This window comes from Pseudomonas sp. PARCl1, from assembly GCF_947311875.1.
Classification (GTDB): domain Bacteria; phylum Pseudomonadota; class Gammaproteobacteria; order Pseudomonadales; family Pseudomonadaceae; genus Aquipseudomonas; species Aquipseudomonas juntendi.
This window is the reverse complement of sequence record NZ_CAMZMX010000016.1, coordinates 61,916-84,641: the sequence shown is the minus strand read 5'-3', so window position 1 is coordinate 84,641 and position 22,726 is coordinate 61,916. Positions and strand designations below refer to the sequence as shown.

At 65.3% G+C, this 22,726-nt stretch carries 11 protein-coding genes; 8 read left to right on the top strand and 3 right to left on the bottom strand.

The annotated features are described in order from the left end of the window. Nucleotides 1–118 precede the first annotated feature (118 nt). From dsbD to QME24_RS11570, 5 genes are all read left to right on the top strand, one after another. Nucleotides 119–1,834 (top strand): protein-disulfide reductase DsbD, encoded by a 1,716-nt coding sequence (dsbD, locus tag QME24_RS11590; protein WP_232892908.1) that lies wholly within the window; start codon nucleotides 119–121, stop codon nucleotides 1,832–1,834. Further along, nucleotides 1,834–2,670 (top strand): TlpA disulfide reductase family protein, encoded by an 837-nt coding sequence (locus QME24_RS11585; RefSeq protein WP_009684802.1) that lies wholly within the window; start codon nucleotides 1,834–1,836, stop codon nucleotides 2,668–2,670. The genes dsbD and QME24_RS11585 overlap by 1 nt, the downstream gene beginning before the upstream one ends. 1 nt (nucleotide 2,671) lies before the next feature. Then, nucleotides 2,672–3,430, top strand: coding sequence for a thiol:disulfide interchange protein DsbG (gene dsbG, locus QME24_RS11580; protein WP_009684803.1), 759 nt, complete (start codon nucleotides 2,672–2,674; stop codon nucleotides 3,428–3,430). 552 nt (nucleotides 3,431–3,982) lie between these two features. Continuing rightward, nucleotides 3,983–4,615, top strand: coding sequence for a hypothetical protein (locus QME24_RS11575; RefSeq protein ID WP_341791110.1), 633 nt, complete (start codon nucleotides 3,983–3,985; stop codon nucleotides 4,613–4,615). Next, nucleotides 4,616–5,317: an ATP-binding cassette domain-containing protein gene (locus QME24_RS11570; protein ID WP_054882053.1), complete on the top strand. Its 702-nt coding sequence runs from the start codon at nucleotides 4,616–4,618 to the stop codon at nucleotides 5,315–5,317. Nucleotides 5,318–5,386: 69 nt separating this feature from the next. Here the strand turns inward: QME24_RS11570 and QME24_RS11565 are convergent, their stop codons facing one another. Continuing rightward, the gene (locus QME24_RS11565; protein ID WP_280091327.1) at nucleotides 5,387–18,340 is read right to left on the bottom strand and encodes a non-ribosomal peptide synthetase; all 12,954 of its coding nucleotides are present in this window, start codon (nucleotides 18,338–18,340) and stop codon (nucleotides 5,387–5,389) included. A 616-nt stretch (nucleotides 18,341–18,956) separates the two neighbouring features. Here QME24_RS11565 and QME24_RS11560 point away from each other — a divergent pair. Next, nucleotides 18,957–19,487: an RNA polymerase factor sigma-70 gene (locus QME24_RS11560; protein ID WP_009684812.1), complete on the top strand. Its 531-nt coding sequence runs from the start codon at nucleotides 18,957–18,959 to the stop codon at nucleotides 19,485–19,487. A 159-nt stretch (nucleotides 19,488–19,646) separates the two neighbouring features. Here QME24_RS11560 and QME24_RS11555 read toward each other — a convergent pair whose 3' ends face one another. Further along, nucleotides 19,647–20,660, bottom strand: coding sequence for a GNAT family N-acetyltransferase (locus tag QME24_RS11555; protein ID WP_232892865.1), 1,014 nt, complete (start codon nucleotides 20,658–20,660; stop codon nucleotides 19,647–19,649). A gap of 62 nt (nucleotides 20,661–20,722) precedes the next feature. Beyond that, nucleotides 20,723–21,532 carry a transporter substrate-binding domain-containing protein gene (locus QME24_RS11550; protein WP_054882194.1) on the bottom strand — a complete coding sequence of 270 codons (810 nt, stop codon included), beginning with the start codon at nucleotides 21,530–21,532 and terminating at the stop codon, nucleotides 20,723–20,725. A 185-nt stretch (nucleotides 21,533–21,717) separates the two neighbouring features. Here QME24_RS11550 and QME24_RS11545 point away from each other — a divergent pair, with 185 nt between their 5' ends. Together QME24_RS11545 and QME24_RS11540 are read left to right on the top strand one after the other, a co-directional pair. After that, entirely contained in the window at nucleotides 21,718–22,269 is a 552-nt protein-coding gene (locus tag QME24_RS11545) for an exonuclease domain-containing protein (protein ID WP_054882195.1), read from the top strand. A gap of 73 nt (nucleotides 22,270–22,342) precedes the next feature. After that, the gene (locus tag QME24_RS11540) at nucleotides 22,343–22,627 is read left to right on the top strand and encodes a pyrimidine/purine nucleoside phosphorylase (RefSeq protein ID WP_009684816.1); all 285 of its coding nucleotides are present in this window, start codon (nucleotides 22,343–22,345) and stop codon (nucleotides 22,625–22,627) included. Nucleotides 22,628–22,726 lie beyond the last annotated feature (99 nt).

Below are 22,726 nucleotides of genomic sequence, written 5' to 3'. Positions count from 1 at the left end.
CTGCAAATCCCCCGTCAAGCACCGAAAACCCTCACACCCCCTTCAAAACCGCCGTTAACCTTCATTTAATCAACCCCAGCCAGCATGGCCCCATTCCCCGTTCTGCCAAGGCGAAGACATGCGCGTTCTCCTGCTCTTCCTGACACTGCTACTGGCTGCCCCCCTGCAAGCCAACCCGTTCGACGTCAAACCCGATTTCCTGCCGGTCGAGCAGGCCTTCGTACTGACCCACGACCGCCAGGCCGACGGCCAGATGCGCCTGTACTTCCAGATCAAGCCGGGCTACTACCTGTATCAGAAGCGCCTCAAATTCGATGGCCTGCCGAGCGATCAACAGCCGCAATTGCCGCCGGCACTCAACCACCATGACGAGTTCTTCGGCGACAGCGCGGTGTACCGTGACCAGCTCGAGCTGCTGCTGCCGGCCAACGCCCATGGCCAGTTGCGCCTGGGCTGGCAGGGCTGCGCCGACGCCGGCCTGTGCTACCCGCCACAGACCACCAGCATCGACCTGGGCGGCAGCGTAGCGCCGGCCCCCGAACAAGCCAGCGACCAGGCCCTGGCCAGCGGCCTGCAACAGGGGCACCTGGCCTGGAGCCTGCTGGCCTTCTTCGGCCTGGGACTGTTGCTGGCCTTTACCCCCTGCTCGCTGCCGATGCTGCCGATTCTCGCCGGGCTGGTGTTGGGCAACGGTGCCAGCGCCCGCCGCGGTTGGCTGCTGGCCGGGGTCTACGTACTGAGCATGGCCCTGGTCTACGCCGCCCTGGGCGTGGTCGCCGCGCTGCTAGGCGCCAGCCTGCAAGCCTGGCTGCAACAACCCTGGCTGCTGGGCAGCCTGGCGGGGCTGTTCATCATCCTCGCCCTGCCGATGTTCGGCGCCTTCGAACTGCAGTTGCCCGCCGCCCTGCGTGATCGTCTCGACCGGGCCGGGCGAGGCACCCGCGGCGGCAACCTGTATGGTGCGGTCTTACTGGGCGCGTTGTCCGGTTTGCTGCTGGGCCCCTGCATGACCGCGCCTCTGGCCGGGGCGCTGCTGTACATCGCGCAAAGCGGCGATGTGCTGCAAGGCGCGCTGGTGCTGTTTGCCCTTGGCCTGGGCATGGGCGTGCCGCTGCTGTTGCTGGTCACCCTGGGCAACCGCTACCTGCCACGCCCGGGCGCCTGGATGGACCGGGTAAAGGCGGTATTCGGCTTCGTGTTCCTGGCCATGGCGCTGTACACCGTGCGCAGCCTGCTGCCGGCCAGCCTGCTGCTGGCCCTTGCCGGTGCCTGGCTGGTCGCCCTGGCCTGGGCAGCCTGGCCGGCCCTGCAGCGGTTGCCGGCACTGCGCGCAGTGCCGCTGCTGGGGGCGCTGTGGGGGGGCTTGCTGTTGGTCGGCGCGGCAGCCGGCGGCGACGACCTCTGGCAACCCCTGCGCCCATTCGCCGGGGGGGCAGCCGCGCCAGCCACTGCTGCGCACGCCGAGGATAGCTTCGTCACCCTCAGCCGCCCAGAAGACCTGCAACGCGAACTCGATGCCGCCAAGTCTCGCGGGCAATGGGTCATGCTCGACTACTACGCCGACTGGTGCGTGTCGTGCAATGTGATGGAAAAACAAGTGTTCAGCCGCAGCGACGTGCAGGCCGGGCTGGCCGGCGTGCACCTGCTGCGGCTGGACGTGACCGCCGACAGCCCCGCCAGCAAAGCGCTGCTACAACGCTACCAGGTACCGGGCCCGCCCAGCATTATCTGGATCGGCCCAGAAGGCGAAGAGCGCCGCGCGCGGCGCATCACCGGTGAAGTGGACGCCGCCGCGTTCCAGCAACACTGGGCCCAGACCAGGAGCCAAGGCTGATGCTCACCGTGACCCTGGGGCCGCTGACCATGGCCCTGAACCACCTGCTCATGCTCACCGCGCTGGTGATCGCCAGCGTGGTCGGCTGGTGGGTCGCACGGCGCGGCGGTGAAAGCCCGGAGTCGGCGCTGTTCAACCTGTTTCTGCTTGGCTTGCTCAGCGCGCGGGCGGGGTTCGTGCTGGCGTACTGGCCGATGTACCGGGACGATCCGCTGCAAATCATCGACATCCGTGATGGCGGCTTTCTGTTCTGGTCGGGCCTGGCGGGTATCGTGGGCGGTGCCCTGTGGCAGGGCTGGCGCCACCCAGGCCTGCGCCGCCCGCTCGGCTGGGCGCTGTTCAGCGGCGCGCTGTTCTGGGGCCTGGCCAGCTTTGGCGGGCACTTGTACAGCAAGGGCACTGAACTCCCCGAACTGAACCTGCGCAATGCCGGCGGCCAGCCCGTGGCGCTGCACAGCTACCGCGGTACACCGCTGGTGATCAACCTCTGGGCCACCTGGTGCCCACCCTGCCGGCGCGAAATGCCGGTGCTGCAGCAGGCGCAGAGCGAATACCCGAACGTGACCTTCCTGTTCGTCAACCAGGGCGAAACCCCGGAAAACGTCAGCACCTTCCTCGCCACCACCGGCCTGAGCCTGACCCACGTGCTGTTCGACGGCACCGGCCTGCTGGCCCAACGCGTCGGTTCGATGGCCCTGCCCACCACGCTGTTCTATGACGCCCAGGGGCGGCTGGTCGGTAGCCACCTGGGCGAGTTGTCCCGGGCCAGCCTGCGCCACGCCCTGGAACCTTTCGAGCGGGCCGCTGCGCCCGCCCCTGCCGCACAAGGAAACTGAAATGCGATTGACTGCACTGTTGCCCCTGTCCCTGGCCCTGCTGGCCGCCCCCGCCTTGCAGGCCGAAGAGCTGCCCAAGGCGGTTCAGCAACTGCAAGCCAAGGGTGCCGTGATCAAAGGCAGCTTCGACGCCCCCAACGGCCTGCGCGGTTACGCCGCCGAGTACCAGAACAACGCCCTGGCCCTGTACCTGACGCCCGACGGCAAGCACGTACTGGTCGGCAACCTGTTCGACGAACAGGGCAAGGACCTGAGCGCAGAGCCGCTGGAAAAGCTGGTGTATGCGCCGATGAGCAAGGAAATCTGGGCGAAGATGGAAAAAACCGCCTGGATCGCCGATGGCAGGGACGATGCACCGCGCAAGGTGTACCTGTTCAGCGACCCCAACTGCCCGTACTGCAACATGTTCTGGGAACAGGCACGGCCTTGGGTCGAGTCGGGCAAGGTGCAGTTGCGCCACATCATGGTCGGCATCATCCGCGAAGACAGCCCAGGCAAGTCGGCCGCCCTGCTGGCGGCACAAGACCCGGCCAAGGCTTTGCACGCGCATGAGAAGGCCGGCAAGGCCAGCACCCTGACAGCGCTGAAGCAGGTGCCGCCGGCGGTTCAGCAAAAGCTGGCGGCAAACATGGCGTTGATGGAAGAGATGGGGTTGCAGGCCACCCCAGCGATTTTCTACCAGGATGACCAGGGTCAGCTGCAGAGCCAGCAAGGCGCACCACGGCCGGAGATGCTTGGGAAGATTCTTGGCAAGCGCTAGCGCCTGAGGTGAGTGCTGCAAATAGCGAGCGCCGCCCGCACGGTGCTCGCTCTAGAATTCGGCAGAAAAGTTATACCTTGTAACACTTAATTGCGCACCGGAACTATCGATACCGCTCATCACAAATAGAGTATTCATAATAAAAATTCCTACACGCCTTACAAGCCAGTAGGAAACGGCCCACACCAAAAACTGAAAAGCCCCGCCCAATACCACTAATCAATTAATTTTCAGAGACATCCTTCAGACGGCCCTCACAACAAGCATCACCACCCCAACAAACGCACCTACTCCTAGAAACTGAATATTCAGCGGAAAACTTGACACCCCTCAATCCTGACAATAAAAGATTTCGCAGCAGACATTCAGCGCCCAACCGCCGTACATGAGGGCTTGGTCCCAAAATAGCACCAGGCGTGATGTCTTCTTCATGACCTCCGAAGGGTGCATACCATGAGACGAACAAGAAGAATAATTTCGGTCGCCAGGCTACTCCTCGTTGAGCACTTGAGAGAACCTACCGCACTGCTATGGACTGCAGTAGCACCGTGCATGATGTTCATGATCATGAAGCAGAACGCTTCATTTACGGGCCTGTCAGCTTCCAGTTATACGCACTCAGCGGCCTGGTTTTACGCCTACATCTCCGCAAACGTCGCCTTTTTCGGCCTGAGCTTCTACTTGATTGGCAGACGGGAGAGCGGTTTTGTCCGTTCATTCATCTACCGACGGGAGGCCATCACGCTGTTCCTGACGTCACATGCCCTCAGCTATAGCGTGATCAGCCTGCTGTATTCAAGCGCCTTCTACATCATCACCAAACCAGTGTACGGCCCCTACTCGCTGCCAGAATTCCTGCATCTCACAACGGCTTTCTACACAAGCTATTTACTATTTTCCTGCATAGGCCTGGCCATTGCTGCGCTGCCGATCAGGTTCAGTACCGCCGGCACGGTATTTTCATTCCTTTCGTTTCTCATGCTCTTTTCTGGTTACCTGGGTAGCGCACCTTCCAACACCTCGCACTGGCTCGGCGCGATCAATCCGCTTTACTTGAGCGCAAACATCATCAATGGGCAGCTATCACTCAGCGTGAGCTTCTCTGCAGCCGTTGCTGCCTCAGCAATAGGGTTTTATGTCACAGCGAAGTTATTCAGAATCCAACCCATCTGGAATCGATATTGAATGAATCTTCTGACGCTCGACAAACTCAGCTTTTCCCACCCCGACACGCCGCTTCTCCAGAACATCTCGCTGAGCCTAAGCGAAGGTGAGGCAGTCGGAATACTGGGATGCAACGGCGCGGGCAAAACGACACTTTTCGATTTGATATGCAATGTCAGAAGGCCTAGCCAAGGCAATATCATCAACGTTTCCAAGTGCCAGCTTTACCTGACGCAAGTACTAACGCCACCGCCGCTGCTGAAAATGGGCGAGGCCTATGAACTGATCACCCAGTTGAATTCAACATCGGCACCCAGTCACCATCAGGCCCTTGCGCGCCTCTGCCAGTGGTCGCCTGCGTTGTCAAAGCGCTACGCCAACCTCTCTGAGAAAAAGGCATCGACCTGCAGCTACGGCGAAATCCGCAGTTTCATCACCCTCACACTACTGCTCATGGGTGGTGACCTGATCATCCTCGACGAACCGACCGCCGGCATAGACCCTGAGTTTCGACACTACATCTGGCTGGGCATAAAGAACGCGTGTGCAGATGGGGCCAGCGTGTTGGTATCGTCTCACTACACCGAAGAAATCGTAATGAACTGCCACCGGTTCTACATGCTTGCACACCAGCGCATCGAGCCGTTCGGGAATGGTGAAGCGTTTCTGACCCGCTACAGCGCAAAGTCCTATGATGAAGCTTTCATCAACGCTGCGATGTAAATGCAGTCATCTTGTTTGCATGGCCTACCCCCGCCGCCAGACATTGGCGGCAGGGGCATAGCCTGCGGTTTACAACCCCTCCAGCTCCGCCATCAGGTCACTTAGCCGATCGACCTTGTCGTCATCCAGCGCACTGCCCTGCAGCCCCTGCACGTACTCGGCCAGCTCCGCCACGGTACTGCACTCGAACATCGCCCTCAGCGGCACGTTCAACTGCAACTGCTTCTGCACCCGCGAGGCTATCTGCGTGGCCAGCAACGAGTGCCCGCCCAACTCGAAGAAGTTGTCGTGCACCCCGACCCGCTCAGCCTTGAGCACCTCGGCCCAGATACCCGCCAGTACGTCTTCTAGCTCATTGCGCGGTGCCTGGTAGGCCTGGCTGTGCTGGCCACCGATGTCGATGGCTGGCAGGGCCTTGCGGTCCAGCTTGCCGTTGGCATTGTGCGGCAGGCTGTCGAACCAGCCCCAGTGCAACGGCACCATGTACTCCGGCAACTCGGCGCGCAGGCGTTGCTTGATCCGCTCCAGCAATTCAGCGTCCCCGGCAATGCCCTGGTGCGCAACCAGGTAACCGACCAAGTGCTTGCCATTGGCACCCTCCTGCACCCCCACGGCAGCATCGCGGATTTGTGCCTGTTCGTGCAGGCGCGCCTCGATCTCGCCCAACTCGATGCGATAACCGCGAATCTTCACCTGGTGGTCGATGCGCCCAACGTACTCCAGCACACCGTCCGGGCGCTGCCGCGCCAGGTCGCCAGTACGGTAGAGGCGCTCGCCCGGCGCACCGTACGGGTGCGGGATGAAGGCCAGCGCCGTGCGCACCGGGTCGCCAATGTAGCCACGGCCAACGCCGGTGCCAGCCACGCACAGTTCACCCACCGCGCCCAGCGGCACCAGTGCCTGATCGTCCCCGCACAGGTACAGGCGGTTGTTGTCGGTCGGCGTGCCGATCGGCAAATAGGCGCCTTGAGTCGAGGCAGCATCGACCCGGAAGAACGCCACGTCATCCGAGCACTCCGCCGGGCCATAGGCGTTCACCAGCCCCACCTGCGGGTAGCGCTGCAGCCACTGCGCGGCCAGCTCCGGTGGCATGGCCTCGCCGGTTGGCAGCATCCAGCGCAGGCTATCGAGCGCCTGATGGTCGTTGGCCAGCATGCCCTGGATCAGCGATGGCACGCTTTCCAGCACGGTGATGCCACTGGCCTGCACATGCGCCAGCAGGCCCTGCGGATCATGGGCGATGGCGTTCGGCACGATCTGCACGGTAGCCCCGAACAACGGCGCAGCCAGGAACTGCCACACGGAAATGTCGAAACTCTGCGACGCCGTCTGGGCTATCACATCCTGCTCGCTGAGGCCCAGGTAAGGCACCTTGCTCAGCTGGTTGTTGAGCATGCCGCGCTGCTCGACCATCACGCCTTTGGGCAGGCCGGTGGAACCTGAGGTGTAGATCACGTAGGCCAGGTTGTCCGGCCCGCTGTGAATCCCAGGGTTGTGGCTGGCGACCTGGCTGGCCTGGATTTCCTCCCACACCAGCAGTTGCGGGCGCGCCTGCGCGGGCAGCGCACTCAACAGTTGCCGCCCTTGCTCGGCACAAGCGGCGCTGCACACCAGCACCGGCGTGCGGCTGAGCTCGATGATGCTTTGCAGGCGCGCCGCTGGCAGGCCAGGGTCCAGCGGCAGGTAGCCGGCGCCGGCCTTGAAGCTGCCAACGATCATGCCCAGCAGCGGCAGGCCGCGCTCGGCCAGCAGCGCCACCGGCTGGTCGACCTTCACGCCGGCCAGGATCAGTGCGTGGCCCAGGCGGTTGGCGGCCAGGTTCAGACCGGCATAGTCGTAGGCGGCTTCCAGGCAGCGGGCAACGACACGCTGCGGGTGCGCGGCCACTTGCGCTTCGAACTGGGCAACGTAGCTTTGCTCCAGCGGATAAGCCCGTTCGGTGCTGTTGCAGTCTTCCAGCAGGAAGCGCTGCTCTTCGGCGCCCAGCAACGGCAGTTCGCTCACCTCCCCGGCAAAGCCCTCTACCAGCGCCAGCAACAGCCGCTTGAACTCGGCCAGCAGGCGCTCGACGGTCGGGTAGTCGAAGTAGCGCTGGTCGAACGACAGGTGCAGGCCCAGGTCATCGCCGGGGTAGCACACCGCCGTGAGCGGGAAGTTGGTGTGGGTACGGCCCGAGTCGGAGCTGGCGTTCAGGTGCTGCGCATGGTCGAGCACGGCGGTTTCCACCGGGGCGTTCTCGAACACGAACAAGCTGTCGAACAGCGGCTGGCCCTTGGGCAGTTGGCTGCACTCCTGGATCGCCACCAAGGGCAGGTACTCGTACTCGCGCAGCTCCATGTTGCTTTGCAGCAGGCTGTGCAACCACTGGCGCACGCTGCAACGCTCCCCGGCCAGCGGCAGGCGCACGCGCAACGCGACGCTGTTGATGAACAGGCCCACGGTGCGCTGCATCTGCGGCATGCTGACCGGGCGGCCGGCCACGGTCACGCCAAAGGCCACGTCACGCTCGCCACTGTAACGCGCCAGCAGCAGGGCCCAGGCCGCCTGGGCAAAGGTGTTGACGGTCAGCTGGTGCGCCTGCGCCAGTTCGCGCAGGCGCACGCCCTCGCTCACCTGCAAGCGGGTATGGCAGTCGCCCACGACCATGCCGCTGCCGGCATGGTCATGGCGCAATGGGCGGTCACTGGGCAGCGCCGTGGCGCGCTCGAACCCGGCCAGGTTGGCCTGCCACCAGGCCCGCGCATCGTCCAGCCCCTGGCGTTGCAGCCAGCCAATGTAGTCGCGGTAACGCGGCGGCACCGGCAACTGCGCCCGGCGGCCCTCGCCAAGTGCCTGGTAAACCTCGAAGAAGTCGTTCATCAACAGCGAGCGGCACCAGGCATCGATCAGGATGTGGTGGTTGCTCATCATGAACCAGTAGCGCTCGTCTGCCACGCGCACCAGGCGCAGGTGGAACGGTGCCTCGCTGAGCAAGGCAAAGCCCGCCTCGCGCTCCTGCTTGTGCAAGGCTTGCAGGCGTTGCTCCTGGGCAGCCTCGGCAAGCCCGCGCCAGTCCTGGTAGTCGACGGCCAGGTCGCCCGGCTTGTGAATGATCTGCAACATCGCCTCACCGCTGTTCCAGCTGAACGAGGCGCGCAGGGCTTCGTGGCGCGCCACTACGACCTGCCAGGCCTGGGCGAAGCGATCAGGGTCCAGCGCACTGTTGATGCGGTAGCGGTCCTGCATGTAGTACAGGCCGGTGCCCGGCTCCAGCAGGGTATGCAGCAGCATGCCCTCCTGCATAGGGCTCAGCGGGTACACGTCCTCGATCTGCGCTGCCGGCACCGGCAGGGCGTCGATCTGCGCTTGCGTCAGGTGCGCCAGCGGGAAATCCGAAGGGGTGAAACTACCATTGCCCTCGGCCAGGCAATGCTCCACCAATGCCAGCAGCTCCAGGCGGTACGCTTCGGCCAGCGCGGCAATGGTCTGCCTGTCGTAGCGTTCGGCGCTGAAAGTCCAGCGCAGCTGCAAGGCGCCGCCATACACCTGGCCATCGACACTCAGCCAGTTGGGCAGCGGCGCGTCGGGGTCGTGGGCCAGGCCGGCCGGGGCATCCAGCGGCTGGAACAGCGCCGCGCTGTCGAACTGCTGGTCGAACTGGCCCAGGTAATTGAAGGTAATGCGTGCCTGCGGCAAGGCCGCCATCTCCTCGCGCCCGGCGGCGTCCGCCAGGTAGCGCAGCACGCCGTAACCCAGGCCTTTGTGCGGCACCTGGCGCAGCTGCTCCTTGATGCGTTTGATCGAGCCTGCCCGCGCGGCGTCATCCTCACCGGGCACCGGGCGCAGGCTCAACGGGTAGGCATTGGTGAACCAGCCCACGCTGCGGGTCAGGTCCATATCCTCGAACAGCCCATCGCGGCCATGGCCTTCCAGCTGCACCAGCACGCTGTCGTCCCCACTCCAGCGGCACATGGCCCGCGCCAGCGCGGTCAGCAGCAGGTCGTTGACCTGCGTGTGGTAGGCAGCCGAAGCCTGTTGCAGCAACTGCCGGGTCTGCTCGGCGTTCAGGCCGGTCGCCAGGGTTAGCGCGTGGCGGTGCAGGTTACCGCCCTGCGGGTGATCGCAGGGCAGCTCACGGCGGGCACCCCCCAGTTGGCTTTGCCACCAGCCCAGCTCGTCACGCAACGAATCGCTGCCGGCATAGCTGGCCAGGCGCGCGGCCCAGTCGCCCATGGCATGAGTCTTGGCGGGCAGTGGCTGGCCACGGTACAGCGCCTGCAAGTCTTCCAGCAGCACACGCCAGGACACACCATCGACCAGCAGATGGTGAATCACCAGCAGCAGGCGCTGGTGGCCTTGGCCGTCCGTCACCAGCAGGCCGCGCAGCAGCGGGCCCTGCTGCAGGTCGAGGCTGCGCTGCACATCGCTGTACAGCGCCTGGCAATCGGCAAAATCGGCGACGGTGGCAGCCCACAACAGCTGATCCTCAGCCGGCTGGGTGTAGGCAGCCTGCCAACGGCCCGCGGCGGCACTGAAACGCAGGCGCAGGCTGTCGTGGTGCTGCACCAGCGCGGCCAGCGCCTGCTCCAGCATGGCTTTATCCAGCGGCTGGCGCAGCGCCAGCAGCAGCGCCTGGTTCCAATGCTGTGGCTGCGGCACCTCGCTGTCGAAGAACCAGTGCTGGATCGGCGTCAGGCCAACCTGGCCCTCGCGCAGCCCTTGGTCGATGCTGCTGTGCGCTTTGCTCTGCCTTGCCACAGCGGCCAGCGCCTGGATGGTCTGGTGCTGGAACAGGTCGCGTGGCGTGAACTGCAGCCCGGCCTGCCGCGCCCGGCTGACCACCTGGATCGACAGGATCGAATCGCCGCCCAGTTCGAAGAAGTTGTCCTGCACCCCCACCTGGGCGACGTTGAGCACCTCACCCCAGATCTGCGCCAGCCGAGCTTGCACGTCATCGCCAGGGGCCTGGTAGTGCTGGCGGGCGTGCTCAAGGTCCGGTAGCGGCAGGGCGCGGCGGTCGAGCTTGCCGTTGCCCATCAGCGGCAGGCTGTCGAGCAGCACCAGGTGCGCAGGCACCATGTAGTCTGGCAAGTGCTGGCGGGCCTCGGCCTTCACGGCTTCGCGCAGGCGGTGCTGCGCCTCGTTGTCGGCTGCGGCCTGCTGGCACACCAGGTAGCCCACCAGTTGCTTGCCGCCTGGCAGGTCGAGGGCCAGTACCACTGCCTCGTCGACATCGCCGTGTGCCTGCAGACGGCTTTCGATCTCGCCCAGTTCGATGCGGAAACCGCGAATTTTCACTTGCTGGTCGGCGCGGCCAACATACTCGACCAGGCCATCGGCGCCCAGGCGTACCAGGTCACCGGTGCGGTACAGGCGCCCACCTGCGCTGCCGAACGGGTCGGCAACGAAGCGCTCGGCGCTCAGGCCCGGGCGATCGTGGTAGCCCTGGGCCAGGCCGGCGCCGCCGACATACAGCTCACCGATACCCCCTTGCGGCAACAGCGCCAGGTCTTCGTCGAGGATGTAGGCCGTGCGGCTGCCGATGACCTGGCCGATCGGCACACTGCCCAGCGCTGCGGGCAGCACCTCTGGCGCCAGGCAGGCCAGCGGCATGACCACGGTCTCGGTCGGCCCATAGGCATTGAAGAACTGCTGGGGCGCGAATGCCTGGCGAATACGCTGCAGGTGCTCACCGGTCAGCGCCTCGCCACCGGTGATCACCAGGCGAACCGGCAGCTGCTCGCCCTGGCCGCCCAGGTATTGCGCCAGTTGGCTACCGTAGCTTGGGGTAAAGCCAAGGATGCTCACCTGCTGCTCGCGCACCAGTTGGCAGATGTCCTCGGCGCCCCACTGCCCCTGGGCACGCAACACCACCCGCGCACCGCACAACAGTGGCACCCACAGGCGCTCGCTGGCGGCGTCGAAGTTGATCGAATAGAAATGCAGCTCGCAATCGTCGCTGCGCATGCCGAACGCGGCGCTCACGGCCTGGCAGTGCATGGCGAATTCGCCATGGCTGACGACCACGCCTTTTGGTTTGCCGGTGGAGCCGGAGGTGTAGATCAGGTAAGCCTGGTGCTGCGGCAGGCTGAGGTTGTCCAGCGGCGCAGCGCTGTAGGCCGCCAGGCTGGCTGCGTCGTCTTCCAGGCTCCAGCGCGCCACACCTTCGGGCAATTCGCCCAGGCTTTGCAGCAGCTCGCGCTGGCTCAGCAGCAGGCCGATACGGCTGTCCTCGATCATGTAGCGCAGGCGGTCGAGCGGGTATTCAGGGTCCAGTGGCACATAGGCGCCGCCAGCCTTGAGGATGGCCAGCAGGCCAACCACCATTTCCAGCGAACGCTGCAGCGCCAGGCCCACCCGCACCTGCGGCCCGACACCCCGTTCGCGCAGGGCCCGGGCCAGGCGGTTGGCGCGCTGCTCGAGCTCGGCATAGCTCAGGTGCTGGCCGGCGAAGGTCAGCGCCCCGGCCTGCGGCGTGCGTGCGGCCTGGGCCGCGAACAACCCGTGCAGGGTCTGCCCGAGGCCCAAGTGCGGGTCGCCCTGCAACTGGCCCAGCAGTTGCTGCTGCTCGCTGCTGCTCAGCATCGGCAGCTCGCACAGGCGCTGTTGCGGGTTGTCGAGCAGCCCGACCAGCAGCTGCTGCCAGTGTTCGGCCATGCGCGCGATACGCGGCTCATCGAACAGGTCACGGCTGTAGGTCAGGCAGCAGCCCAGGCGGCCATCCAGGTCGGTCACTTCCAGGTACAGGTCGAACTTGGTGGCGCTGGCGTCGTTGACCAGGTAATCCACCTGCATGCCGGCCAGGCTGCGGCTTTGCTGGAAGGCCCAGCGCTGCACGTTGCACATCACCTGGAACAACGGGTTGTAGGCACTGCTGCGTGGCGGTTGCAGGGCCTCGACCAGTTGATCGAACGGCAGGTCCTGGTGCGACTGTCCTTCGATGGCAGCCTGGCGCACCTGCTCCAGCAAGGCGCTGGCGCTCATCTGCCCATCCAGTTCGCAGCGCAGCACCTGGGTATTGAGGAACGCGCCGATCAGCCCTTCGCTTTCCGGGCGGATGCGGTTGGCCACCGGCGCACCGATGCGCAGGTCACGCTGGCCACTGTAGCGGTGCAGCAAGGCAGCCAGGGTGGCTGTCATGGTCATGAACAGGGTCAGGCCACGCTGGCTGTTGAAGGCATGCACGCGCTCGACCAGGGCCGGGTCGAGCTCGAAGCGGTACAGCCCGCCCCGGTGGCTTTGCACCGCCGGGCGGGGGCGGTCGGCGGGTAACGCCAGCACCGGGTGCTCGGTGCCCAGGCGCGTTTGCCAATAGGCCAGTTGGCGAGCGCCCTCGCCGCTTTCCAGCCATTGCCGTTGCCACACGCTGTAGTCCAGGTACTGCACCGGCAGTGGCGCCAATGGCGACTCGCGGTCGTCGACAAAGGCCTCGTACAGTTCACCCAGCTCGCGGGCGAAGATGTCCATGGCCCAGCCTTCGGTCACGATATGGTGCAGGGTCAGTACGAAGAAGTGCTCGCGCTCTGCGGCCTTGACCAGGCAGGCGCGCAGCAGCGGGCCGCGCTCAAGGTCGAACGGCTGGTGCGCCTGGTCATCGGCCAGCTGTTGCAGGCGGTGCGCACGGGCAGCGCCGGGCAAGGCGCTGAAGTCCTGCCAGTGCAGGTGCAGGCCGCTGTCTTCGGCCACGCACTGGTAGGGCACCCCGTCGATGCTGGGGAACGTTGTACGCAGGGCTTCGTGACGCACGATCAGCGCATGCAGCGCCCGCTCGAACGCCTCGACGTGCAAGGTGCCGCGCAAGCGCGCCATGCCGCCCACGTTATAGGCCGGGCTGTCGGGCTGCATTTGCCAGAGGAACCACATGCGCTGTTGCGAATAAGACAGCGGCACCGCCTGGCGGCGGTCGACGCGGGCGATCTGCCCTTGCAGGTTACGCTGGCCATTGCCCTGGATGCGGGCTACCTCGGCACAGAATGCGCCCAGCTCGCTGGCCTCGAACAGGGCCTTGAGCGGCAGCTCCGCGTCGCACGCCTGGCGCGTGCGGGAAACGATCTGTGTGGCCAGCAGCGAGTGGCCACCCAGGGCGAAGAAATCATCGCGCAGCCCCACACGGGGCAAGTTCAGGACATCGCGCCAGATGCCAGCGACCTGCTGTTGCAGTGCTGTTTGCGGCTCGACGTGCTCACGCTGCTGCCACACCGGGGCCGGCAGCGCCTTGCGGTCGACCTTGCCGCTGGGGCCCAGGGGCATGTGCGCAAGGGCAATCAGCTGCGCCGGCACCATGTACGCCGGCAGGTGCTCGGCCAGTACCGTCAACAAGGCTTCGGCCTGGGCGCTGCCGCTGTAGTAGCCAACCAGTTGCGCGCCGACCGCATCGTTGTGGACCAGCACCAGCGCCTGCTCGACACCCGCTTGCGCCAACAGGCAGGCCTGCACTTCTTCAGGTTCAACGCGCAACCCCCGTACTTTCACCTGCTGATCCAGGCGCCCGAGGTATTCCAGCGCGTGCAGCTGAACCTGCCAACGGGCGCGGTCACCACTGCGGTACAGGCGCTGGCCATTGCCATCGGCCTGGGGTACAAAACGCTCGGCGGTAAGCCCTGGGCGCCCCAGGTACCCACGGGCCAGGCCCGCACCGCCCAAGTACAACTCACCCGGCACGCCGGGTGCGGTGAGTTCGAGTTCGTCATCCAGTACCCGGCACAGCACGTTGGCCAGCGGTCGGCCGATGGGCGAACGCTCGCCGTCCGTGGCCTGGCAATGCCAGTGGGTGACGTTGATGGCGGTTTCGGTCGGGCCGTAGCGGTTGTGCAGCTGCACGTGCGGCAGCAGTTGCAGCACCCGGTCGCGCAGCGCCGCTGACAAGGCCTCGCCCCCGGACAACACCCGGCGCAGGCTGGCGCAGCCCGCGGCCTGTGGTTCCTGGACAAACACCTGCAGCAGTGGCGGCACAAAATGCAGGGTGGTCACGCCATGCGCCTGGACCAGGGCCGCAATGCGCTGCGGGTCGCGGTGCTCGCCAGGGCCGGCGAGCACCAGCCTGCAGCCGGTGATCAACGGCCAGAAGCACTCCCACACCGACACGTCGAAACTGATCGGCGCTTTCTGCAGCAGCACATCCTCGTCGCCCAACCCATAGGTGGCCTGCATCCAGTGCAAGCGCTCGGCCAGCGCCGCGTGAGTATTGCCCACGCCTTTGGGCTGGCCGGTGGAGCCGGATGTGTAGATGACGTAGGCCAGGTTGTCACCTTGCAGGTGCAAGCCGGGGGCCTGGCTGGGCCAGCTGTCCAGGTGCAGCTGGTCGAGGGCGATGGTGCTGACGCCATCCACCTGTGGCAGCTTGCCCACCAGGCTGCTGTGGCTGAGCAACAGGCCGGCATCACAATCGGCCAGCATGTACGCCAGGCGCTCGGCGGGGTAATCCACGTCGAGCGGCACGTAGGCGCCGCCGGCCTTGAGAATGGCCAGCAAGCCGACCAGCAGTTGCGGCGAGCGCTCGAGGGCGATGGCGACGCACGTGTCAGGACCGACACCTTTGTCGCGCAGGTAGTGGGCCAGGCGGTTGGCCTGCTGGTGCAGTTCGGCGTAGCCCAGGCTGCCGCCCGCCCACACCAGGGCGGTACGTTGCGGGGTCAGGCGGGCCTGCTCGTTGAGTTGCTCGACCAGCAGTTGCTGCGGCGCGGCGGCTTCGGCCTGGCCCCAGCCCAACAACTGGCGCCGGCCCGCCTCGTCGAGCAGTTGCACCTCGGCCAGGGCCAGGTCGGGCGCGGCGCACACTTGCTCCAGCAGTGCCAGCAGTTGCCCGGCCAGGCGCTGGATGGTGCTGGCCTCGAACAGTTCGTCCGCATAGTCGAACGCCAGGCTCAACCGGCCCTGGTGGTCCTCTTCACTGTGCAACTGCAGGTCGAACTTGGCTTCGCGGCTGTGCCACGGCAACTCTTCGGCCAGCAGGCCTGGCAGGCGGCGCAGTGCCGACAGGTCGCGTTGCTGGTGGTTGAACATGACCTGGAACAGGCCCTGCTCGCGGGCTTGCGGCAAGGCCTCGAGCAACTGCTCGAACGGTAGGTCCTGGTGAGCCTGGGCCTGGAGCGTGGCCTGGCGCACCTGCGCCAGCAGCTGGCTGAACGGCATGCGGCCATCGAGTTGCGCGCGCAGCACCTGGGTGTTGATGAAGAAGCCGACCATGCCCTGGGTTTCCAGGCGCGGGCGGTTGGCATTCGGCACGCCGACGCGGATCTCGGCCTGGCCGCTGTAGCGCTGCAACAGTGCCTGCCAGCCGGCCAGCAGGACCATGAACAGGCTGGCCTGCTGCGCCTGGGCCAGGCCCTTGAGGGCTTGGCTGAGCGTGGCGGGGACCTTCACGCTGAAGCGCGCAGCACTGAATGTGCGCTGGTTGGCCCGGGGTTGGTCGGTGCACAGGTCAAGCACGGGCAGTTCGTCACCGAGCTGGGCCTTCCAGTACTGCAGTTGGCGTTCGGCTTCGCCGTCGGCCAGCCACTGCCGCTGCCAGTTGCCGTAGTCCGCGTAGCCCAGGGGCAGCGGCGCCAAAGCTGCCTCCAGGCCCTGGCACTGAGCGGCATACAACTTGGCGAATTCATCGAGCAGGATGTTCAGCGACCAGCCGTCGGCCACGATGTGGTGCAGGGTCACCCAGAGCTGATGGTCTTCATCGTCGAGCCGGGCCAGGGTCACACGCAGCAACGGGCCTTGCGTCAGGTCGAACGGCTGGCAGGCCTCGGCCTCACGCTGGGCGGCGACCTGCTCGGGGGTCTGGCCTGCGAGGTCCAGGCGGGCCAGGCTGAACGGCTGCTGCGGCAGAATACGCTGCAGCGCCTGGCCGTTTTCTTCAGCGAACACGGTACGCAGCGACTCGTGGCGCGCCACCAGTGCCTGGAATGCGGCCTGCAGGGCGCTAGCGTCCAGTTCGCCACGCAGGTGCAGGCCGGCGGGAATGTTGTAGGCCGCCGATTGGGGTTGCAGTTGCCACAACAGCCACAGGCGGTTTTGCGCCAGCGACTGGGGCAGCGCCTGGGCGCGTGCCAGGGGCGCGATAGCTGTGGCCTGGGCAGCGCCTGCACCGATGAGCGCAGCCACCGCGTTGCTGTAGTCGGCCAACACCGGCGCCTCGAACAAGGTGCGCAGGCCCAGGTCGATGCCCAGTTCGTCGGCCAGCCGCGCCGTGGCCTGGGTAGCGGCGATGGAGTTGCCGCCCAACAGCAGGAAATGGTCATCTGCCGCTACTGCCTGCACCTTGAGGGTGTCGCGCCACACCGCCGCGATGCGCGCCTGCAAGGCATCGCCTGATGCCTGGGTGGCAGCAGCGGCGCTCGGCTCGGGGAATTGGGCATAGCAGTCCAGGCTGCCCTCGGCCATGCGTACGCGGCAGGCCGAACGCTGCAGCTTGCCGCTGGAGGTTTTCGGCAGCGCGCCTGGGTTGAGCAGCAGCACCACCGCCGGCGCCTGGCGGCAGGCATCGGCGATGACCTGGCGCAGGGTGTTGATCAGCGCCTGGGGTTGGGTGGCCTTTTGCACGCTGCGGCTGATCTCCACCGCCACGCCGATGCCCTCCTCGCCCTGATGCTCGACGGCGAACACCGCCACCCGGCCTTTGCGCAGTGCCTGCACTTCACGCTCGAGGGTTTTTTCCAGGTCTTGCGGGTACAGGTTCTGCCCACGCACGATCAGCATGTCTTTCAGGCGCCCGGTAACGAACACCTCGCCTTCACGCATGAAACCCAGGTCACCGGTTCGCAGCCAGGTCTGCCCGTCCATTTCGACGAAGGTGCGCGCGCTGGCTTCGGGGTTACGCCAGTAGCCCGAGGCGATACTCGGCCCGCCGGCCCAGATTTCCCCCACCTGGTTGTCGCCCAGCCGTTGCAGCTGTTGCGGCTCGACAATGCGTACCGCGTGCCCCGGCTGCGGGAAGCCGCAACTCATCAGCACGCTGCCGGTACCGGGCTCGGCGCGGTTGGCGGCCAAGGCGTCGGCATCCAGCGCAAGCGCGGGGATACCCTGGCCACGGCGGCTGCCGCTGACGAACAAGGTTGCTTCGGCCAGGCCGTAGCTGGCGAAAAAGCTCTGGGGGTCGAAGCCGCAGGCCTGGAAGGTGTCGGCGAAGCTCGCCAGGCTGTCCTGGCGGATCGGCTCGGAGCCCGAATAGGCCACGCGCCAGCGGCTCAGGTCGAGCCCGGCCAGCGAGGCCTCGCTGACCCGCTCGCTGCACAGGCGGTAGGCAAAGTCGGGGCCGCCGCTGATGGTGCCGCCGTAGTCGCTGATGGCCTGTAACCAGCGCACGGGCCGGGCGAGGAAGTAGCCGGGCGACATCAGTACGCAAGGCACACCGCTGAAGATCGGCTGCAACAGGCCGCCGATCAGGCCCATGTCGTGGTACAGCGGCAACCAGCTGACGATCACGTCGTCGGGGTTGAGGTCGATGCCAAAGCCGCTGCGGATGAGTTGTTCGTTGGCCACCAGGTTGCCATGGCTGACCTGCACGCCTTTGGGCAGTGCGGTGGAGCCGGAGGTGTACTGCAAGAAGGCGATGTCCTGGCTGCTGAGGGCAGGTTCCTGCCAGGTGTCGGCCAGGGCGGGGTCCAGGCCATCCACTGCCAGCAACGCGGGCGCCGCCTCGGCGGCAAGTGCTTCCAGGCCCTGCAGGCTGTCGTGCAGCGCCGCCACGGTCAGCAGCAGGCGCGGCTCGGCGTCGGCGATGATCGACAGCAGGCGTTGCTGGTGGTGCTGGCGGGCAGACTCTGGCGGGTAGGCCGGCACTGCGATCACGCCGGCGTACAGGCAGCCGAAGAACGCCACTACGTAATCCGGCCCACTGGGAAACAGCAACACCGCGCGGTCACCGAAGCTGGCGCGTGCCTGCAGGGCGGCGGCGATGGTGCGCGCGCGCTGGTCGAGCTCCCGATAACTGAGCACAGCCTGCTCGTGCGGGGCGTCGGCGAGAAAGCGCAGGGCAATCCTGTCCGGGGTCTGCGCGGCGCGTTGCGCCAGGGCCTGGACCAGCGAGAGCGGGAGTTCGAAGGCGTCCGTCATGGGGTGTTCCTGCCAGTATCTGTTGGGGCGTGCCGACTGCGCCGCGGACATGGGCGGGCAGCGGTTGGCGGCCGGGGATGTACACAGGGGAACGGATGGGCGGCGGGAGAAATTAGCGGAGCTGGCGGGGTCGGCGGATTGACGGGTATGCCATGACGGGGGGGTCGCCTGGGAGACCTAGCGCCGCCCGCGCGGCGCATCGCGAGCTGCGCTCGCTCCTACGTTTGTTTCGGGCCAATCATTCCTGTGGGATTTGCGCGCGAACGCCTTGGTGCATGCCTCAATATCGCGCCGTACAAACAAAGCGGTCGCGCGCGCCTGTCACAGGCGTTACTGGCCCGAAACAAACGTAGGAGCGAGCGCAGCTCGCGATGCGCCGCGCGGGCGGCGCTAGGTCTCCCAGGCGACACCCCCGTCATGGCCTGCACTTTGTCGCCGCAACACTTTCTCCAGGCAGGCACCACGCCCCCCTGACAGACCTCGCAAAAATCGGAAACTCCCGATACCAATTACATTTCGCATTTGACAATCATTATCATTACTAATAGCGTGTCGCACGTCGTAGGAAGCGTCCCTGCCCGGGTGCCTCCTCCCCCTTTGTGACAAGGTGATTTCCATGGCGGAACAACTATCCACAAGTAAGTGCGATTCACCATTACTGCAGGCCTTCGTAGACAACCGCAGCATTCTGGTCAAGATTGCAGCGCGCATTACCGGCTGCCGCTCGCGTGCCGAAGATGTGGTGCAGGACGCCTTCTTCCGGCTCAGCGCCGCTCCGCAGATAACCTCGTCGTTCAAGGCGCAGCTGAGCTACCTGTTCCAGATCGTGCGCAACCTGGCGATCGACCATTACCGCAAGCAGGCGATGGAGCTGAGATACTCCGGCAGCGAAGAGGAAGGCCTGAATGTGGTCATCCAGAACGCCTCGCCCGAAGCCACCCACATCAACCTGGCCGCGCTGGACGATATAGCCGAAGCGCTGAACCAGTTGCCCCAGCGCACCCGCTATGCGTTCGAGATGTACCGCCTGCATGGCGTACCGCAGAAGGACATCGCCAAGGAACTGGGCGTGTCGCCGACCTTGGTCAACTTCATGATCCGCGATGCCCTGGTGCATTGCCGCAAGACCGCCAACCGGCAGGGCTGACCCTAGCTTCAAGCTACAAGCTACAAGCTACAAGTTAAAAGAAAAAGCCAAAGCAGAACGCGATCGGCTTTTGCTTGTAGCTTGTAGCTTGTAGCTTGTAGCTTGTAGCTTGTAGCTTGCCGCTTGCCGCTTGCCGCTTGCCGCTTGCAGCTCTCGCCATCAGGCGAGCCTGCAACGATCGAAGAACCGCTCCCGCCCCAGAATCATCAGCGCCGCGCGCTTGTGCGGGAAGTCGAACTCCTTCTCGCAATGGAAGCACTGGTCGTGCATGTAGCCGATCATCTTGCCATTGTCGGCACGCGGCTCGGCGACAACCCGCTGGGTACGCGGGTCATCCAGGAACAGGTAATGCACCAGCGCCGATAGCCAGCTGGCGACCTTGTGCGGGCCACGATGGCTCTGTTCCCCAACCAGCATGTGGATGCCGCGGTCGTAGTCATCGGCCGGGTAGAACGGTGCAATGCGGTCTTCCTTGGCCCAGTAAGCCTCGAAATAGGCAAATGGCTGATCGTCGAAGCAGCCAATCAACGTCAGGGTATGCGGGTCGACCTCCAGCTTGGCCAGGTACTCGCGGTGCTGGGCAAGCGTGCCGCTTTCCTGCCAGAACGCCTCCACGCGCGGGTCGTTCTGCCAGCGGTTGAAGCGCTCCAGGTCATGCTCGATGTCCAGGGTGCGCAGCGACACCCAGCTACCCAGCCGCGCATCGAAGCGCCGATAGACCTCGCCACGGGGCTTGGGCGCCCGCCGCGGGTGGCGCTTGCCATTGCTGATCTGCATCTGCTGCGGGAAGGGGGCAGCCAGCGCCTCACCCAGCCAGGGCTGCGGCAATTGCCAGAACAGCGCGCGCTCGCACAGGTACTGGCCAGGCACATCGCCCACCAGCAGCAGGCCGCTGGCCAATGCCTGCGGCACCACCTCGGGCAGGTGCCAGACCAGGCACTGGCAGGCACTGTCACGGGACAACAGCCAATAGCAGGCCGCCCACAAGGCTTGATAAGGGCGCTCGGGGCACAACTGCTCAAGGTGTACCTGCAAGGTTGGGCCCGCCTGCAGGCGCACCTGCGCCAGCGGGCGGCCCTCCAGGGTCAGGCTCAGCCTGTTGGCCCCCTCCTCGGCACTGAGGCTGCGCCAACGTGGCGGTGACTGTGGCTGCGAAGCGGCATCGAAGGGCATGGGTGGGTCTCGCGAAATGAACAAAGGGCTCACTGTCGAGAACGATGCCACGCGGCGGCAATTTAGTCCTCGGGCGCACTGACGGCGATGCGGTAAGGCTGGAAAATGCGCGCCAGTTCACCGCTATCACGCAAACCTCTCAACAGTTCAGCGAACGACCGCTCGCCAATGGGCGCGGCGGGCCGCAGCAGCGCGTAGTGGTGGTAAACCTGATCGATGCGCTGCGATGCAACCAGTTGCGCACGGCTGGACGGGTTACGTGCCAGGAAATCACTGAGGTAGGAGCGCGTGACCAGGGCAATGTCGGCGCGGCCCGCCTGCACCATCAGCAGGTTGCTGTCGTGCGAATAGGTCAACGTCGCATTGTAGGCCTTGCGCAGGTAGCGCGGGTCGGCGTTGAAACCGGCGAACGCATAGTGATAGCCGTTGAACAGGGCCAGGCGCTTGCCCTTCAGGTCATCGAAGTAATGCGGGGCGCGCCCGTCCACCTGGCGGGCCACGAACACTTCGGCATCTTCCAGGCCCATGTCCACCTGTTGATGGGGAATCTGCTCCCAGCCCCACTGCGGGTTCTCGAAAATGGCCATATCGGTACGGCCCTGCTGCAAGTCACTGAAACGCCGCTGGATGGAAGTGGGCACCAATACGAAGCGGTAGCGCTGCTGGGCACGGTTGAGCGCAGCGACCAACTGCGGCAACAAGCCGATATCGGCGCCCTGCTCGGGGCGCACCGTATACGGCGGGAAATGCGCGGCACCGACTTTCACCTCGATGGCGCCTGCCGCGCATGCCGGTACGGCCAACCAGTAAACAGCCAGCAACATGAGGGTGGACAAGGCCTTCAGGCCGGGCGCAAGGGTAAAGGCGGTCATTCATCACGGTTCATGCCTGGGTTCGCTTAAGCTAGGCGTTTTACCGGGGCGGCACAACTGCTGCCTCCGGCTTTCGTGCCCCTCGATACGCCATTGGCGGTGACAAAACGGGCGGCAAAATGCCACGAGGTGCCGGATGCGCTGAGTTTGGCTACGCTCTAGCAGGATCTGCAAGGGAGCCTGGTATGGGCCATTGGTTGGTGATCGACCTGGAGGCCACCACCGATGAGGGTGGGTGGCCGGTCACGGAGATGGAAGTCATTGAAATCGGCGCGAGCCTGGTCACCCGCGAAGGCCGTGAAGTCGACCACTTCCAGCGTTTCGTGCGCCCGCGGCGGCGCCCGCAGCTGACCCCGTTCTGTCGCGAGCTGACCCACATCAGCCAGGCCGACGTCGATGCGGCCGCGCCGTTTCGCGAGGTATGGGCCAGCTTCGAGCACTGGCTCGGGCAGCACCGTGAACAGTTGCAGGCCTGGGTCAGTTGGGGCGACTACGACCGCCAGCAACTGCACCAGGAATGGCACCTGCACGGCCTGGACAGCCTGCTGCGCACGCTGGCGCACATCAACCTCAAGCAACGCTTTGCCAAGGCCCGCCACCTGCAGCGCCCTGCCGGCCTGAACGGCGCCCTGCAACTGGCTGGCATGCACTTTTGCGGGCAGCAGCACCGGGCCCTGGAAGATGCGCGCAATACAGCGCGGCTGCTGCCCTTGAGCCTGCCCGCCGACGGGCCCTGAAAGCAGATGACGAGGCCATTGGGCTTGGGCATACTGGCCAGCCCTTTTTCCTCCCCTTTTTCAGGAGACGCCCATGTTCCAGGTCAACGAGTACTTCAACGGCACCGTCAAGTCGATCGCCTTCACGGGCGAAGAAGGCCCGGCCACTGTCGGCGTGATGGCCCCGGGCGAATACGAGTTCGGCACCGCCAAGCGTGAAATCATGCACGTGGTGTCGGGTGCGTTGATCGTCAAGCTGCCAGGCAGCGACAACTGGGAAACCTTCAAGGCGGGCGACACGTTCAATGTACCGGCTGACAGCAAGTTCCAGCTGCAGGTGAAGGTCGACACCGCCTACCTGTGCGAGTACCGCGATTAATTGTTCGCTATTGGCACGCTCGTTGTAGGAGCGGCCTTGTGTCGCGAAAGGGCTGCGAAGCAGCCCCAGTTTTTAGCTTCGCCGCGTGAATTGCCGGGG